Source organism: Kitasatospora sp. NPDC048715, assembly GCF_043198905.1.
In the GTDB taxonomy this organism is placed as follows: Bacteria; Actinomycetota; Actinomycetes; order Streptomycetales; family Streptomycetaceae; genus Kitasatospora; species Kitasatospora lactacystinica.
On record NZ_JBICVH010000016.1, the window covers coordinates 26,900 to 41,473 of the forward strand.

Annotated in this window: 12 protein-coding genes; 10 read left to right on the forward strand and 2 right to left on the reverse strand. The window is 75.8% G+C overall.

Annotated features, from left to right (window positions below; all coding sequences use genetic code 11):
• Window positions 1-158: 158 nt before the first annotated feature.
• The 7 genes from ACGFSC_RS27710 (at window position 159) to ACGFSC_RS27740 (ending at window position 9,690) form a co-directional block, all read left to right on the forward strand.
• Window positions 159-248, forward strand: a complete 90-nt coding sequence (locus ACGFSC_RS27710; RefSeq protein ID WP_198959315.1) for a class III lanthipeptide — start codon at window positions 159-161, stop codon at window positions 246-248.
• A gap of 249 nt (window positions 249-497) precedes the next feature.
• Window positions 498-2,444, forward strand: a complete 1,947-nt coding sequence (locus ACGFSC_RS27715; protein WP_359899470.1) for an FtsX-like permease family protein — start codon at window positions 498-500, stop codon at window positions 2,442-2,444.
• Complete coding sequence (locus tag ACGFSC_RS27720; RefSeq protein ID WP_359899471.1) at window positions 2,441-3,712, forward strand: MFS transporter; 1,272 nt, start codon at window positions 2,441-2,443, stop codon at window positions 3,710-3,712. Before ACGFSC_RS27715 ends, ACGFSC_RS27720 begins: the two co-directional genes overlap by 4 nt.
• The gene (locus ACGFSC_RS27725) at window positions 3,705-5,816 is read left to right on the forward strand and encodes a prolyl oligopeptidase family serine peptidase (protein ID WP_359899473.1); all 2,112 of its coding nucleotides are present in this window, start codon (window positions 3,705-3,707) and stop codon (window positions 5,814-5,816) included. The genes ACGFSC_RS27720 and ACGFSC_RS27725 overlap by 8 nt, the downstream gene beginning before the upstream one ends.
• Before the next feature lie 35 nt (window positions 5,817-5,851).
• Complete coding sequence (locus ACGFSC_RS27730; RefSeq protein ID WP_359899475.1) at window positions 5,852-6,682, forward strand: ABC transporter ATP-binding protein; 831 nt, start codon at window positions 5,852-5,854, stop codon at window positions 6,680-6,682.
• 40 nt (window positions 6,683-6,722) lie between these two features.
• Window positions 6,723-8,765, forward strand: coding sequence for a thioredoxin domain-containing protein (locus ACGFSC_RS27735; RefSeq protein WP_359899477.1), 2,043 nt, complete (start codon window positions 6,723-6,725; stop codon window positions 8,763-8,765).
• A gap of 64 nt (window positions 8,766-8,829) precedes the next feature.
• On the forward strand, window positions 8,830-9,690 hold the full coding sequence (locus ACGFSC_RS27740) for a GNAT family N-acetyltransferase (RefSeq protein ID WP_359899479.1): 861 nt from the start codon (window positions 8,830-8,832) through the stop codon (window positions 9,688-9,690).
• 131 nt (window positions 9,691-9,821) lie between these two features.
• On the opposite strand, the gene ACGFSC_RS27745 is transcribed toward ACGFSC_RS27740, so the two are convergent.
• A complete protein-coding gene (locus ACGFSC_RS27745) occupies window positions 9,822-10,754 on the reverse strand; it encodes a hypothetical protein (protein WP_359899587.1) in 933 nt (310 codons plus the stop codon).
• A 319-nt stretch (window positions 10,755-11,073) separates the two neighbouring features.
• Here ACGFSC_RS27745 and ACGFSC_RS27750 point away from each other — a divergent pair, with 319 nt between their 5' ends.
• The 3 genes from ACGFSC_RS27750 (at window position 11,074) to ACGFSC_RS27760 (ending at window position 13,848) form a co-directional block, all read left to right on the forward strand.
• Window positions 11,074-11,766 (forward strand): papain-like cysteine protease family protein, encoded by a 693-nt coding sequence (locus ACGFSC_RS27750; RefSeq protein ID WP_359899481.1) that lies wholly within the window; start codon window positions 11,074-11,076, stop codon window positions 11,764-11,766.
• Between the two features lie 8 nt (window positions 11,767-11,774).
• Window positions 11,775-12,668: a hypothetical protein gene (locus tag ACGFSC_RS27755; protein WP_359899483.1), complete on the forward strand. Its 894-nt coding sequence runs from the start codon at window positions 11,775-11,777 to the stop codon at window positions 12,666-12,668.
• A gap of 520 nt (window positions 12,669-13,188) precedes the next feature.
• Complete coding sequence (locus ACGFSC_RS27760) at window positions 13,189-13,848, forward strand: hypothetical protein (protein WP_359899485.1); 660 nt, start codon at window positions 13,189-13,191, stop codon at window positions 13,846-13,848.
• Here the strand turns inward: ACGFSC_RS27760 and ACGFSC_RS27765 are convergent.
• Window positions 13,819-14,493 carry a hemolysin III family protein gene (locus ACGFSC_RS27765; RefSeq protein ID WP_380359196.1) on the reverse strand — a complete coding sequence of 225 codons (675 nt, stop codon included), beginning with the start codon at window positions 14,491-14,493 and terminating at the stop codon, window positions 13,819-13,821. The two genes, ACGFSC_RS27760 and ACGFSC_RS27765, sit on opposite strands and share 30 nt — an antisense overlap.
• Window positions 14,494-14,574 lie beyond the last annotated feature (81 nt).

Here is a 14,574-nt window from a genome sequence, read left to right on the forward strand (position 1 = left end):
TGGCGAGGGGAGGTGACTTTGATGGCCGACATTCTGGCGCTTCAGGAGCTCGACGAGGAGATCGTCGTCGACGCCCCGTTCAGCTCGCTCAGCTACTTCAGCTGCTGATCCCGGCACCTCGGTGTCGTGTTCCGGCGAGATGGCGAGGGGAGGTGACTTTGATGGCCGACATTCTGGCGCTTCAGGAGCTCGACGAGGAGATCGTCGTCGACGCCCCGTTCAGCTCGCTCAGCTACTGGAGCTGCTGATCCCGGCACCTCGGTGTCGTGTTCCGGCGAGACGGTGAGGAGGAGGTGATTGTGATGGCCGACATTCTGGCGCTTCAGGAGCTCGACGAGGAGATCGTCGTCGACGCCCCGTTCAGCTCGTACAGCCTGTTCAGCTGCTGACCCTCGGGGTCCGGCAGTACCGGATGGCAGGTGGGGAAGGCCGCGGCACATGCGGCCTTCCCCAACTCTGCATCCTATTTACCGTTTTGGGGTGAGATAACCGTGGCCGTGGCATCGGAACCGACTACCCGACCGAGCGGACCGCTCGGCGCGCTGCGACTGTGCGTCGCCGAGGTACGGGCGTACCCGGGGCGGGTCATAGGTGTCGCGGTCGCCTGCGCGCTCACCGCCACCGGCGTGGGCGCCTGCCTGCTGCTCCTCGCGGCGGTCAGCGGCCCGTCCTACCCGGAGGATTCGGCGGCCGGGGCGGCGGCCAAGGACGCGCAGAGCCTGCTGGGCCTGCTGCTGACGCTGCTGCTGATGTCGGCGGTGCTGGTGACGGGGTCGACGGTCGCGCTCTGGACCAACCAGCGGCTCGGGCAGTTCGCGGTGCTGCGCGCCCTCGGGGTGACGGCCGGCCGGCTGCGGGCCCTGGTCGTCGCGGACGTCGCGCTGGTCGCGCTGGCCCCCTCCGCCGTCGCCGCGGTGGCCGGGACGGTCCCGGCGGCCGGGTTCGGCCGTCGCCTGCTGATCGAGCGCGAGCTGTTCCCCGCCGCGGTAGACCTGCCCTCCGCCGGGCAGACCTGGGCGATCGCGGCCGGCGCCTGCCTCGGCACCTGCGCGGTCGCGGTGCTGGCCGCGCTGGCCAGCGTGCTGGCGGCCGGCCGGGTCCAGCCGATCGACCTCCTCAAGGACCAGTCACTGGCCCTGGCCCCGCCCCGCCGCAACGTCGGCCGGCTGGTGGCGGGCATCGCCATGGTCCTCATGCTCTGCGGTCCGCTCGTGGCCCTGATGGTCGCGATGGACCTGCCGCCGGTGCTCCAGGGCGCGCTGGTGATGGGCCTGGCCACGGTCGTCATCCCCACGCTCGCGGTGCTCGCGCCCTGGTTCGTGCCGCTGCTCGTCGGCCCCTGCTGCGCGGTGCTGCGGCTGGACCGGAAGGCCGGCCGGATCGCCGCCGCCGGGCTGCGGGCCGCGCCCGCCCGGACCACCGCGATCGCGGTGCCCGTCCTGCTGGCCGTCGGCACCGTGGTCTGCCTGCTCGGCTCGGGGGCGACCATCGGGGCCGCCGTGCAGCAGCAGACCGAGCAGGCGCTGCGGGCCGACGCGGTGGTGACGGCCGAGCCGGGCAACCAGTTGCCCGCCCGGCCCGCCGGCCTGCCCGGCGGGAGCACCGTCGCGCCGATCGCCACCCGGGTGACCGCGCCGCCCAGCTTCTACGACAACAAGCCCAAGCCCACCCGCGCCTGGGGCGTCGACGGGGCGGCCCTGCGGAGTGTCCTGGACCTCGGTGAACAGCAGGGCCGGCTGGACGAGTTGGCGCCCGGTACGTTCGCCGCCGGCAGCACCGAGGCCACCTCGCACCACTGGAACCTCGGCCAGGTCGTCACCTTCACGCTCGCCGACGGGCAGGCGGCGCAGCTGCGGCTCGTCGCCGTCTACCAGCGGGATCTGGCCTTTCCCTCCTACGTCCTCCCCGCCGACCTCGCCCTCGCGCACACCCCGGCCCCGTACGCCGACCGGGTGCTGCTCCGCGGTGACCCGAGCGCCTGGGAGCTCCGGCCCGGCCAGCGGCTCGCCACGCGGGCCGACTACCTGGCCCACCTGCGGCCGCGCAACGTGCAGGACGACATGGCCTCCCGGCTGATCGTCTCCGTGGTGGGCGGGTACGCGCTGCTCGCCGTCGCCAACACCTGCGCCATCGCCCAGCGGGACCGCCGCTCCCAGCGCGCCCACCTGCGGGCCCTCGGCCTCGGCCGCGGGCAGCTGCTGCGCTGCGTGGTGTACGAGGTGCTGGCCTCGGCGCTGGTCGGGACGGTCCTCGCGGTGGCGACGGCCGGGATCTGCCTGGTGCCGCTGGCCGGGGCCGTCGGGCAGGGGGTGCTGCCCGCCCTGGACGTGCCGTGGACGGTCGGCGTGCTGCTCGGGGTGCTGGCCGCCACCGCCGTCCCGGCGGCGCTGGCGGCCCGTCCGTTGCGCGGCATCCGGAGCCAGTTCGCGACGGGGTCGGCGTGAGCGCGGCGGCCGTCGGGGGGCTGGGGCGGTCGTTCTGGCTGCTCTACGGCGGCGAGTCCGCCTCGGCCCTGGGGACGGCCGCCTCGGTGATCGCCCTCCCGGTGGTCGCGCTGCGGGCCGGCGGCGACGTCCGGCAGGCCGGACTGGCCGGCACGGCGCTCTCCGTCGGGGTGCTGCTGGCCCGGCTGCCGGCCGGCGTCCTCGCCGACCGCTGCGAGCGGCGGACCGTGCTGCTGCTCGGCAACGCGGCCGGCGCGGTCGTGCTGGCCGTGCTGGCCCTGTCGGCCGCCGGCGGCACGCCACCGCTGTGGGCGCTGCTGGTCGCCGCCCTGCTGCTCGGCGCGGTGGGCAGCACCCTGGCGCCCGTCGAGAACGTCGTGGTGCGGTGCTTCGTGCGGCCCGAGCACCTCCCCCGCGCGGTCGGCCTGCTGCAGAGCAGGGCGGCCGTCGCGACGACCGCCGGCCCGCTGGCCGGCGGCGCGCTGCTGGCCGTCCACCCGTCCTGGGTGTTCGCCGTCGACGCCGGCAGCTACCTCGCGGCCGTCTGCTGCGTGGCCCTGCTGCCCGGGGGAAGGCGGGAGCGCCCCGAGGACGAGCCGGCCGCGCCCGGAGTCCGGGCCGCGCTGGCCGAAGGCGTCCGGTTCATCTGGCGGGTGCCCTTCCTGCGCTACGCGGTGGTCAACGCGGCCGTGCTCAACCTGGTGTTCAACGGGCTGCTGATCGTGGTGGTCGCCTCGGGCGGGGGCGCCCTGCACATCGGGGTGCTGACCGCGGCCCTGGGCACCGGCGGGCTGGCCGGATCGCTGCTCGCGCCGGCCCTGGCCCGGCGGCTGCCGCCCGCCCGGGGCATCGCCCTCGGCACCGCCGTCGTCGCGATCGCACTGCCCGGTTTCACCCTGGCCCAGGGGCACTGGGCGGCGGTCCTGCCGCTGGCCCTCGCCGCGGCCGCCGGGCCGGTGGTCACCGTGCTGATCGCGGTCACCCAGATGGAGGTGACCCCGCCGGGTCTGCAGGGCCGGGTGCACAGCGGCATCGGCTTCCTCGCCCAGCTGGTCGCGCCCGCTGGGCCGACCCTCGCGGGCCTGTGCGCCCACGCGTTCGGACTGACCGGCACGGTGGCCGGCGCGGCCGTGATCGTGGTGCTCCTCGCCGTGGCCGGGACGGCCGCCACCGCGGGCCGGTCCGGCTACCGGCCTCCCGGCCCGGCCGGGCCGGGAGGCGACCCGGAACGACGGAGCGACAACCCCGCGGAGGCCGTTCATGGCTGACCTCGACCACCGGGCGGCGCACCCAGAGCCGGCGGACCCGTACCGCTGGCTGGAGGACGCGGACGCCCCGCGCACCCGGGCCTGGCTCGCCGATCAGCGGCGCCTGCTGGCCGCCCGCCCGCAGCGCTCCGACGAGCCCGCCTGGGCCGCCCTGCTCGACCGGGTGGAACGGGAGGCGCCCGACCGGACGCCCACCCCGCCCGCCGAGGCCGGCGGCCTGCTCTTCCGCCACGAACGCGGCCCGGACGGCGACGTCCTGACCGTCCGGCACCCCGACGGCACCCGCCGGACACCGACCGAGGGCGTCATCGGCCCCGGCGACCGGATCGCCGGCTGGCAGCCCGAGCCGCACGGCCGGTTCATCGCCGTCCAGCTGCACCGGGACGGAACGGAGACCGGCGGCCTGCACCTGCTCCCCACCCACCCGGGCGACCGGACCCGCCACCTGCCCGACGCGGCCCCGTACGCGACCCTCGCCTTCACCGGAGAGGCGCTGGTGTACACCGCCGGCACCCGCACCGAGCACACCCTGGTGGCCCGCCACCCGGCCGACGGCCCCGCCCGTCGGCTCGCCCTGCCGGTGCCCGGCCCGGTCCGGCTCACCCTCCACGGCGGACCGGGCGGGAACCTGCTGCTGCGCACCCGCCCGCAGCCGTCCGGCCCGGTGCGCTGGTGGGCCACCCGGTGGACCGGCCGGGCGGTGCCCGACTGGCAGCCGCTGGACCTCGACGGCCGGCGGGTCACCGCCCTGGACCTGAACGAGACCGTCTGCTTCCTCGCCGGCGACGAGCTGCTCGCGCTGGACCTGGACGAGCTGGCCCGGGGCGCCACCGGCCGGCCCGCGCCGCTCGCCGTCGGCGGGCCGCCCGCTGCCGGCGAATCGCCCGTCGTCGGTGAGGCGCCCGCGGGCCCGGTCACCGCCCTGCGGGTGCTCGGCCCCGGCCGGAGGCCCGGCCTGGCGCTGCTCCGCCGGCTGGGGACCGCCCACCGGCTCGACGTGCACCGGCCGGGCGGGTCGGCGGACGGGTCGGCGGAGGGGGCACTGGGAGAGGCGGCGGGCGGGGCGCCGGGTGGCGGTGCCACCGCACTGCACTGGCCCGCCCGGCTGCGCCTCGGCGCCACCCCGTACGACCGGCACGGGCGGGTCGGCGGGTCGGTCTGGCTGCTCGCCGACGACCCCCGGTACGGCACCTGGACCAGGAGCCTGGACGGCTCGGGCCCGGTCGAACCCCCCGAGCCCCGCGCCGCGCTGCGCACGCTCACCGCCGCCGGCCGGGACGGCGCGCCCGTCCCGGTGACGGTCTGCGACCCCGGGCCGCAGGACCGCGGCCGCCCCGCACCCACCCTGCTCACCGTCTACGGGGGCTTCGGCCTCCCCCTGGAACCCGCCTGGGACCCGGCCCTGGAGGCCTGGCTGCGGGCCGGCGGCCGGATCGCCTGGGTGCACGCGCGCGGCGGCGGCGAACTCGGCCCCGCCTGGGCGGCCGCCGGCCGGGGCGCCGGCAAGAGCGCCACCGTGGACGACTTCCGGGCCGCCGCCGCGATGCTGGTCGAACGCGGCGAGGCCCCGGCCGGCGGGCTGGGCGCGCTGGCCGCCAGCAACGGGGCCCTGGTGGTCGCCGCCGCGCTCACCCGGGAGCCCGGTCTGCTGTCCGCCGCGGTGTGCGCGGCCCCGCTCACCGACCTGGCCCGCTACCAGGTCGGCGGCCTCGGCCGGCTCTGGGCGGAGGAGTACGGCGATCCGGCCGACCCGCAGGCGCTGCGGGCGCTGCTCGACTACTCCCCGTACCACCGGGTGGTGCCCGGGACGGCGTACCCGGCGGTGCTGTTCGCCACCGGGGCGAACGACGCGCGGGTGCCGCCCTGGCACGCCTGGAAGCTCTGCGCGGCGCTCGGACGGGCCGGCACCGGGGCCGCGCCGGTCCTGCTCGACCACCACGACAGCGGCGGCCACCAGGGCCGCCCGGCCGCGGCCGGGCGGGAGCTCGCGGTCCGCTCCCTCGCCCTGCTGGGCGCCGGCACCGGCCTGGTGCCGCCCGTCGGCCCGTGCACCGGCCCGCCCGCCGGTCCGTCCGGCCCCCGGCCGCCCAGACCCCAGTCCTGACCTTCGCCCGTGTCCAGCCGAGGAGAGCACCACCGATGACCGAGCCCCACTCCCTCGCGGGAGGCCCGTCCCGTCCCGGAGGCCCGCCCCGCGCCGCCGCGAACCACGCCCCGGCCGCCGCGGCGGCCGTCGACCTGACCAAGGTGCACGGGTCGGGAGACGCCCGGGTGGTGGCGCTGGAGCGGGTCTCGGTGGCCTTCCGGGAGGGGGAGTTCGCGGCGATCATGGGCCCGTCCGGTTCCGGCAAGTCCACCCTGCTCCAGTGCCTCGCCGGGCTGGAGTCCTGCACCTCGGGCGCGGCCCGGATCGGCGACGTGGACCTCACCCGGCTGAGCGACGGCCAACTGACCAGGCTCCGCCGTGACCACGTGGGCTTCGTCTTCCAGGCCTTCCACCTGATCCCCACCCTGACGGTGTCGGAGAACATCACCCTGCCGCTGACCCTGGCCGGCCGCACCCCCGACCAGCAGTGGCTGCGCACCCTGGTCGAGGCGGCCGGCCTCGGCGCCCGGCTCGGTCACCGCCCGGCCCAGCTCTCCGGCGGCCAGCAGCAGCGCGTCGCCTGCGTCCGGGCGCTGGCCGGCCGGCCCCGGATCGTCTTCGCCGACGAACCGACCGGCAACCTGGACTCCCGCTCCGCCGCCGAGATCCTCGCGCTGCTGCGCCGGTGCGTCCGGGAGCTCGGCCAGACCGTCGTGATGGTCACCCACGACCCGGTCGCGGCCTCGTACGCCGACCGCGTCGTCTTCCTCGCCGACGGCCGCATCGTCGACGAGCTCCTCGGCCCGACCCCCGACCAGGTGCTCGGACGGATGCGCACCTTCGACGCCAACCTCGGGATCAGTTACTGGTCCGGACCGGCCTGACCTGCCGCGCGCCGAGCGCCGGATGCGCGAGGATGGACGCATGCCGAACCGTCTCGCGGACGCGACCTCGCCGTACCTGCTCCAGCACGCCGACAACCCCGTCGACTGGTGGCCCTGGGGCCCCGAGGCCTTCGCGGAGGCGGAGCGGCGCGGCGTGCCGGTGCTGCTGTCCGTCGGTTACGCGGCCTGCCACTGGTGCCACGTCATGGCGCACGAGAGCTTCGAGGACGCCGGGCTCGCCGAGTACCTCAACGAGCGGTTCGTGCCGGTCAAGGTGGACCGGGAGGAGCGGCCGGACGTCGACGCCGTGTACATGGAGGCGGTGCAGGCCGCGACCGGGCAGGGCGGCTGGCCGATGACGGTGTTCCTCACCCCCGACAAGGAGCCGTTCTACTTCGGCACCTACTTCCCGCCGCAGCCCCGGCACGGGATGCCGTCCTTCCGGCAGGTGCTGGAGGGCGTGGAGGCCGCCTGGCGGGACCGCCGGGAGGAGGTCGGGCAGGTCGCCGGGCGGATCCGGGCCGACCTGGCCGAGCGGGCCGCCGTCTACTCGGCCGGCGCCCACAACCCGCCCGGCGAGGCGGACCTGCACCAGGCGCTGGTGAGTCTCAGCCGGGACTTCGACCAGAGCCGGGGCGGCTTCGGCGGCGCGCCCAAGTTCCCGCCGGCCATGGTGCTGGAGTTCCTGCTGCGCCACCACGCCAGGACCGGTTCGGAGGCGGCGCTGGAGATGGCCGTCCGCACCGGCGGGGCGATGGCCCGCGGCGGCATCCACGACCAGCTCGGCGGCGGCTTCGCCCGGTACGCGGTGGACGCCGGCTGGGTGGTGCCGCACTTCGAGAAGATGCTGTACGACAACGCCCTGCTGCTGCGCGCCTACCTGCACCTGTGGCGGGCCACCGGATCGCCCCTCGCCCGCCGGGTCGCGCTGTCCACCGCGGACTTCCTGCTGCGCGAACTCCGCACGCCCGAGGGTGCGTTCGCCTCCGCGTTGGACGCCGACAGCCTCGACGAGGAGACCGGGCAGTCCGCCGAGGGCGCCTACTACGTGTGGGAGCCCGGCCAGTTGGTCGACCTGCTCGGCCCCGCCGACGCGGCCACCGCCGCCCGGCTGTTCACCGTCACCGCCGAGGGCACCTTCGAGCACGGCACCTCGGTGCTCCAACTCCTCGCCGACCCGGAGGACTTCGCCGAGTACGAGGCGATCCGGTCGCGGATGGCCGAGGCCCGGGGGGCCCGCCCCGCCCCGGCCCGGGACGACAAGGTGGTCGCCGCCTGGAACGGCCTGGCCGTCGCCGCGCTCGCCGAGACCGGCGCGCTGCTGGACCGCCCCGACCTGGTCGAGGCCGCCGAACGCGCCGCCGACCTGCTGCTCGCCGTCCACCTCACCCCGGACGGCCGGCTGCTGCGCACCTCCCGGGACGGCCGGGCGGGTGCCAACGCCGGCGTGCTGGAGGACTACGCGGACACCGCCGAGGGCTTCCTCGCGCTGTACGCCGTCACCGGCGAGTCCTCCTGGCTCCAGCTGGCGGGCGGCCTGCTCGACACCGTGCTCAAGCACTTCACCGACGAGGCCTCCGGCGCGCTCTACGACACCGCCGACGACGCCGAGGAACTGATCCGCCGCCCGCAGGACCCGACCGACAACGCCACCCCGTCCGGCTGGACGGCCGCCGCCGGCGCCCTGCTCACGTACGCCGCGTACACCGGCTCCGACCGGCACCGCACGGCCGCCGAGCGGGCCCTCGGCGTGGTCGGTGCGCTCGCCGGCCGGGCGCCGCGGTTCATCGGCTGGGGCCTCGCCGTCGCCGAGGCGCTGCTCGACGGGCCGCGCGAGGTCGCCGTGGTCGGCCCGGACGGCGATCCGGCCACCGCGGCGCTGCGACGGGCCGCGCTGCTCGGGACGGCGCCGGGGGCCGTGGTCGCGGTCGGCGCGCCCGGGGAGCCCGAGGTGCCGCTGCTGGCCGACCGGCCGCTGGTCGGCGGGGCGCCCGCGGCGTACGTCTGCCGGCACTTCGCCTGCGACGCCCCGACCACCGATCCGGCGGCGCTGGCCGGGAAGCTGGGCGTGGCGGTCGAGTAGCGGGAGCCCCGGCGGCGGCCGAGAATTCGTTGGCGAACCGGCCCCGGGCGGTCCACCATGGGCCATGACCTGGACTTTCAGCACCTCCCTCGACGAGTTCCGCGACCAGGCGGGCGCCTTCCTGGCCACCCGCCCCGCCGAGAACACCGTCCTGCTCACCATCGCGCACCGGCTGGCCGTGTCCGGCCTGACGGTGTTCGGCGAGCCGCCGGTCTTCGGCTGGTGGCGGGCCGAGGAGGACGGTCCGGTCGCCGGGGCCTTCCTCCGGACACCGCCGTTCGATCCCAGGCTCTCCTTCATGCCGCCGGCCGCGGCCGCCGAGCTGGCGGTCGACCTGGCTGCCGCCGGGTCCGGGTTCACCACGGTGACCGGGGTCGGCGGGGGTGCCGAGGCGGTCCGCGCCTTCGCCGCCGCGTGGACGGCGGCGACCGGCACCGAGCAGTCCGTCCGCTTCGACGAACGGCTCTACCGGCTCGGCGAGTTGACCGACCCGCCGCGCCCGCCCGCGGGCCGCCACCGGCTGGCCGGACCGGCCGACCGCGAGCGGGCGATCCGCTGGTACGAGGAGTTCCTGGCCGAGGCGGGGGTCGACGTCCCCGATGTCCCGCGGGCGGTGGACGAGCGGACCGCGAGCGGCTGCCTGCACCTGTGGGAGGACGACGGCCGCCCGGTCGCCCTGGCCGGCAGCAGCCCGATCCTCGCCGGGATGTCCCGCATCGGCCCGGTCTACACCCCCGTCGAGAGCCGCGGCCGCGGCTACGGCACCGCCGTCACCGCCGCCGTCTCGGCCCACCTCCTCTCCCGCGGCGCCACCGAGGTCCTGCTCTACACCGACCTCGCCAACCCGACCAGCAACTCCATCTACCAGCAGATCGGCTACCTGCCGGTGGAGGACTCCCTGATCATGGACTTCCGCCGGGCGTAGCCGGTGCCGGTGCCCGGTCGCGCGTCCCCGCCCGGTGCCCGGTCGTGCGCCCCCGGCCCGGCGTCCGGTCGCGCGTCCCCGCCCGGCGTCCGGTCGCGCGCCCCCCGGCCGGGCACCGGGCCGGCCGCCCCTCACTCCCAGTCCCAGCGGATCCCCAGCAGGCACGGCCGCACCGCCGTCGCCACCAGGTGGACGCATTGGTGCCCGTCGAGGGTGAGCTCCTCGGTCTCGTACGGGGCGGCGCCGGGGGAGTGGAGGGCGAAGCGGTGGCAGCGGACCGGGAGGGCGGCGGGGTGGAAGGTGATCTGGAGGACGTACTGGCCGGCGCCGGAGTTGAAGCCGCGGACGTACTCGCAGCTGGGGTCGGGCGAGGGGGAGTCGTCGAAGCCGTAGCCGAGCAGGTGGGTGTCTCCGGTGCGCAGGCGGCGGTCGAGGAGGAGTTCGGCGGCGAGCAGGTGGTGGGCCTGGTCGCGGCGGATGCGGCCGGGGCGGCAGTTCTCCTCGGCGCGGACGCCGACGCGCGTGATGTCGCTGCCCGGGTCGCCCTGGTAGAGGGCGAGGTAGCGGTCGATGCCGTCGCGGTGGGCGCGCAGGGCGTGCTGGGAGTCGCGGCGGGCGATCCGGCGGTCGGGGCCGACCCGGATGCGCTCGATGTGGGTGATGGTGTGCAGCCCGGTGTCGCGCGGGCCGGCGAGGGTGGCGAGCAGTCCGTCGACGGCCACGGCCGGTGAGATGAGGTCGCGGTAGGGGCGCACCGGCGGGCCGGCCGGGGCGGGGCCGGCGGCGCGACGGGGGCCGAGCAGCCGGGTCAGGGAGTGCTCGGGCAGGTCGAGGACCTCCTCCAGGGCGGCGACGGCGCGCAGTGACTCGGCGCGTTCCGGGCGGCGGTGGCCCTGCTGCCAGTAACTGAGGCTGGTGAGACCGACGTTGACGCCGCGCAGGGCGAGGTGGCGGCGGATGCGGTGCAGGGCGAGGCCCCGGGCGGAGATCGCGGTGCGCAGGGCGAGGTGGAAGGGTCCCGTGCGCAGGGCGGCGGCGAGGTCGGCTGGGTCGCTCCTGTGGATGGCGGCCTCCTGGGGCGGGCGTGCGGGCGTGCGGGCGTGCGGGCGTGCGGGTGTGCGGGCGGTCCGGCGCCGACGGCTGGGACGGGCCGCCGTTTGACCGTGAATATTCACATCGATGAAGCGGTTTGTCACCGGTCCGGGCCTGCTGCGCGGGGGTTCCCGGGGCGTCGTTCACATCCGCGCCGGCCCGTTCACATCCGGGTCCGGGCCGCACCGAGGCCCGTTGACCCGTACCTGACGAGGCGCGATGCTCGGGGCGCGATCCGGACCGCGCCCCCACACAGCCCCTCGCTCCACTCGCGCAAGGAGGCATTCCCCCATGCCAGTTCCACGGATACGGCTGCGCCGCGCGGTCTCGCTGCTCACCCTCGGCGTGCTGGGCCCGGCGCTCACCGCCGCGATGGCCGCACCCGCGATCGCCGCCCCGGCCGGGCAGCCGGCCCAGTACCGGGCCCAGGCCCAGGCCCAGGACCGGGCCGCGCACCAGGTCCGCCAGGCTGCCGCGCCCGGCAGCACGGCCGACCTGGCCGGCACGTACAAGAAGCTCAACATCACCATGCAGCAGCAACAGCAGACCAACTGGTGCTGGGCGGCGAGCGGGAACACCATCGCCACCTGGTTCGGCTACAACTACAGCCAGAACCAGTTCTGCAACGCCGCGTTCGGCCGCTCCGTCAACTCCAGCTGCCCCAACAGCCAGGCCACGCTGGGCGATGTGCAGAACGGGCTGAGCTGGGTCGGCATCAACCCGGGTTCGTACGTCAACGGGTACCTGAACTACGGCACCGTGCAGTCCGAGGTGAACGCCAACCGCCCCATCGAGACGCGCATCCAGTGGAGCTCGGGCGGCGGCCACATGCACGTCCTGTACGGCTACGACACCGGGAGCAACTGGGTCTACTGGGGCGACCCGTGGCCCTCCAACTACCGCTACAACTGGGCGGATTACCAGTACTACGTGAACAACGACACGTTCTCGTGGACCCACTCCCTGTACCGGATCGGCGCGTGAGGGCGACCATGACCGAGATCAAGAACCGCCGTCGGGCCGCCACCTCCGCCGCCTCCACGGCCGCCGTCACCGTCCTGCTCGCCGCCGGTCTCGCACTGGCGCTCGCCCCGGCCGCGCACGCGGACTCCCCGTCCGCCCCGGCCCCGGTGCCCGCCGCCGAGCTGGCGCAGGCCCGCAGCGCCGTCCAGGACGCGGCCGTCCTCGACAAGGTCGGCCACTTCTTCGCCCGCAAGGGCGTCCCGCCGACCCGGCAGCTGACCATCGGCGCCGCCGAGGAGGCCCGGGCGGCGAGCGAGGCCGCGCCGCGGCTGGCCGGCGACACGGTGCCGGTGTACCTGCTGGACCCGGGCTTCGTGGCCGGTACCCCGGGCGCACCGGTGGCGAAGGCCGAGTTCACCGCCAGCAAGGTGGTCGCGGCGGACGGGCAGAGCGCCTCGGTCTGGACCGTGCGGCAGGGCGGCGCCTGGAAGGTCGTCAACATCGCCTCGGGCGGTGACGAGAGCGACTACGCGGCGAAGGCGGCGGGCAGCGGCGGCGGCACCGCCTTCCGCGAGCCTCAGGTCAACGCCTGGTACGTGCTGCGCGACGGCCGGGTGCTGCCGCTGGACGACGAGGCCCGGCGCTCGGTGGGCGCGGGCGGGGTCACCCTGACCGCGTACCAGCAGCTGGTGCACCAGCGGTACGGGGACAAGCTGCCCGGTTCGGCGTACGACCGGTCGGGCGAGGGCGGCGGCTACCAGGTGGACGCCGCGCCGGAACTCGCCGCCGTGGCGCAGGCCCCGCAGGCCCCGGGCGGCGGTTCGGAGCTGCCGGCCGTGACGGCGGCGGCCGCCCTGGGAGCCACCGCGCTGGTGGGCGCGGGTGCCGTGCTGCGGCGGAGGACGGGCGTCCGCCGCGGCTGACGGCGGGCGGGGTCCGGTCGGTCGGGCCGGGCCCCGCTGCCCGCACACGTGATGAACCCGCACATGTGATGAACCCGCACACGTGATGAACCCGCACACGTGATGAACCCGCACACGTGATGAACCCGCACGCGTCATGAACCCGCACACGTGATGAACCCGTGCACCGAACAGAAGAGGACAACCGCACAGGCGCCGAACCGGCCGCCGACCGTCCGGTCGGCGGCCGGTTCGGCGCCCTGCGTGCTGCCGCAGGTGCGTCCAGCACGTCCAGCGCGTCCGGCGCGTCCGACGGAGGCGAACCGCGGCTACGCTCCGTGATGTGTCCTGGAAGTGCTGCTTCCGCACGAGGAATTGACGCAACGTTGATCTGTCGTTCGCCGCCCCGGGGCAGTTGGCCATGACTGTCGGTAGATACCATGTGGCAATCGGTCAGTGCTGGCCGACGCGTGCCGAGAGCGGAGAAGAGGTGGGGCGGCGGGAGCCGACCACGAGCCCGGCACCGGGAAAGGGGACCGAAGTGGCCGACGCGGACGACAAGCAGATGAGCACCCAGGTGTGGGGTTCGGCGGTGGTGGTGGGCTCTGCGCTGGCCGTGGTCGCGGCCTATCTGATCAACGGCGCCCTGCTGGTCCTGGCGGTCGCCGGGGTCGAGACCCTGCTGCTCATGGTGTACGTCGCCCGCCGCTGGCGCGCGATGCACGGCGATCGGGCCCCGGTCCGGCACCGCCCGCGCCGCGGCATCCCGGACGCCGCGCACTGCGAGCGCTGCCGCCGGGCCCGCGAGGCGCTCGACGCCCGGCAGGTGCGGGCCCGCTCGGCCGGTGCGCCGGGGCGGTCCGGGTCCGCGGCGCTCCCGACGGCGGCCGGGTCGCCGCGCGAGCCGTACCGGGAGTCGCGCGAGCCCCGCCGGGAGTCGCACGGGGAGCAGCACCACGCCCGCGGGGAGCAGTACTACGCCCACGGCGAGCACCACCACGCGCACGGGCTGCTGCAGGATCCGGGCCCGCAGTCGGAGTCCGGCGCCGTCGACCACTCGGCCGTCCCGCGCCGCCCGCAGCTCCGGGCCCCGTACGAGCGGCCCTGGACGGCGGAACGGGCGGCCGGCCGGTCCGTGGACCGTTCGACCGCCCGTCGGGGTGCGCCGGGATCAGCCGGCCGTGCTGTACGCCACCAGTGAGACGCCGATGTACTGGACGATGAACGCCCCCAGGGTGAAGGCGTGGAACACCTCGTGGAACCCGAACCAGCGCGGTGAGGGGTTGGGCCGCTTGAGCCCGTACACCACGCCGCCGATGCTGTAGAGCACTCCGCCGACGATCATCAGCACCAGGACGGCGACCCCGCCGGTGTGCAGGAAGTCCGGCAGGTAGAAGGCGGCGGCCCAGCCCAGCGCGAGGTACACCGGTGTGTACAGCCAGCGCGGCGCGCCGACCCAGAACACCCGGAACGCGATCCCGGCCAGTGCGCCGCCCCAGACCGCCCAGAGCAGCAGTTGCTGGTCGGCGCCCTTGAGCAGCAGCATCGTGAACGGCGTGTAGGTGCCCGCGATGATCAGGAAGATGTTGGCGTGGTCCAGCCGGCGCAGCACGGCGTCCCCGCGCGGGCCCCAGTCGAAGCGGTGGTACACCGCGCTGACCCCGAACAGCAGCCAGGCGCTGACCGAGTAGATCGCGCAGGCGATCCTGGCGGGCGTGGAGTCGGCCAGGCAGATCAGCACGATCCCGGCGGCCACCGTGGCGGGGAACATCCCGGCGTGCAGCCAGCCGCGCCACTTCGGCTTGCTCTCCATGAGTGCACTCTCCGCGAGCGCAGCAGCAGTCATGCGCAGCATGCTACCCGTTACCTACGGATCCGTAGGTTACTGGCGCGTAGGAAGTGGCGATCGTCACTGTTGGACGTTTTG

Excerpts from the sequence above, each read along its gene's own strand:
- ACGFSC_RS27725 (WP_359899473.1), top strand. The coding sequence starts at position 3,705 with ATGGCTGACCTCGACCACCGGGCGGCGCACCCAGAGCCGGCGGACCCG.
- ACGFSC_RS27730 (WP_359899475.1), top strand. The coding sequence starts at position 5,852 with ATGACCGAGCCCCACTCCCTCGCGGGAGGCCCGTCCCGTCCCGGAGGC.
- ACGFSC_RS27735 (WP_359899477.1), top strand. The coding sequence starts at position 6,723 with ATGCCGAACCGTCTCGCGGACGCGACCTCGCCGTACCTGCTCCAGCAC.
- ACGFSC_RS27740 (WP_359899479.1), top strand. The coding sequence starts at position 8,830 with ATGACCTGGACTTTCAGCACCTCCCTCGACGAGTTCCGCGACCAGGCG.
- ACGFSC_RS27750 (WP_359899481.1), top strand. The coding sequence starts at position 11,074 with ATGCCAGTTCCACGGATACGGCTGCGCCGCGCGGTCTCGCTGCTCACC.
- ACGFSC_RS27755 (WP_359899483.1), top strand. The coding sequence starts at position 11,775 with ATGACCGAGATCAAGAACCGCCGTCGGGCCGCCACCTCCGCCGCCTCC.
- ACGFSC_RS27765 (WP_380359196.1), bottom strand. The coding sequence starts at position 14,493 with ATGACTGCTGCTGCGCTCGCGGAGAGTGCACTCATGGAGAGCAAGCCG.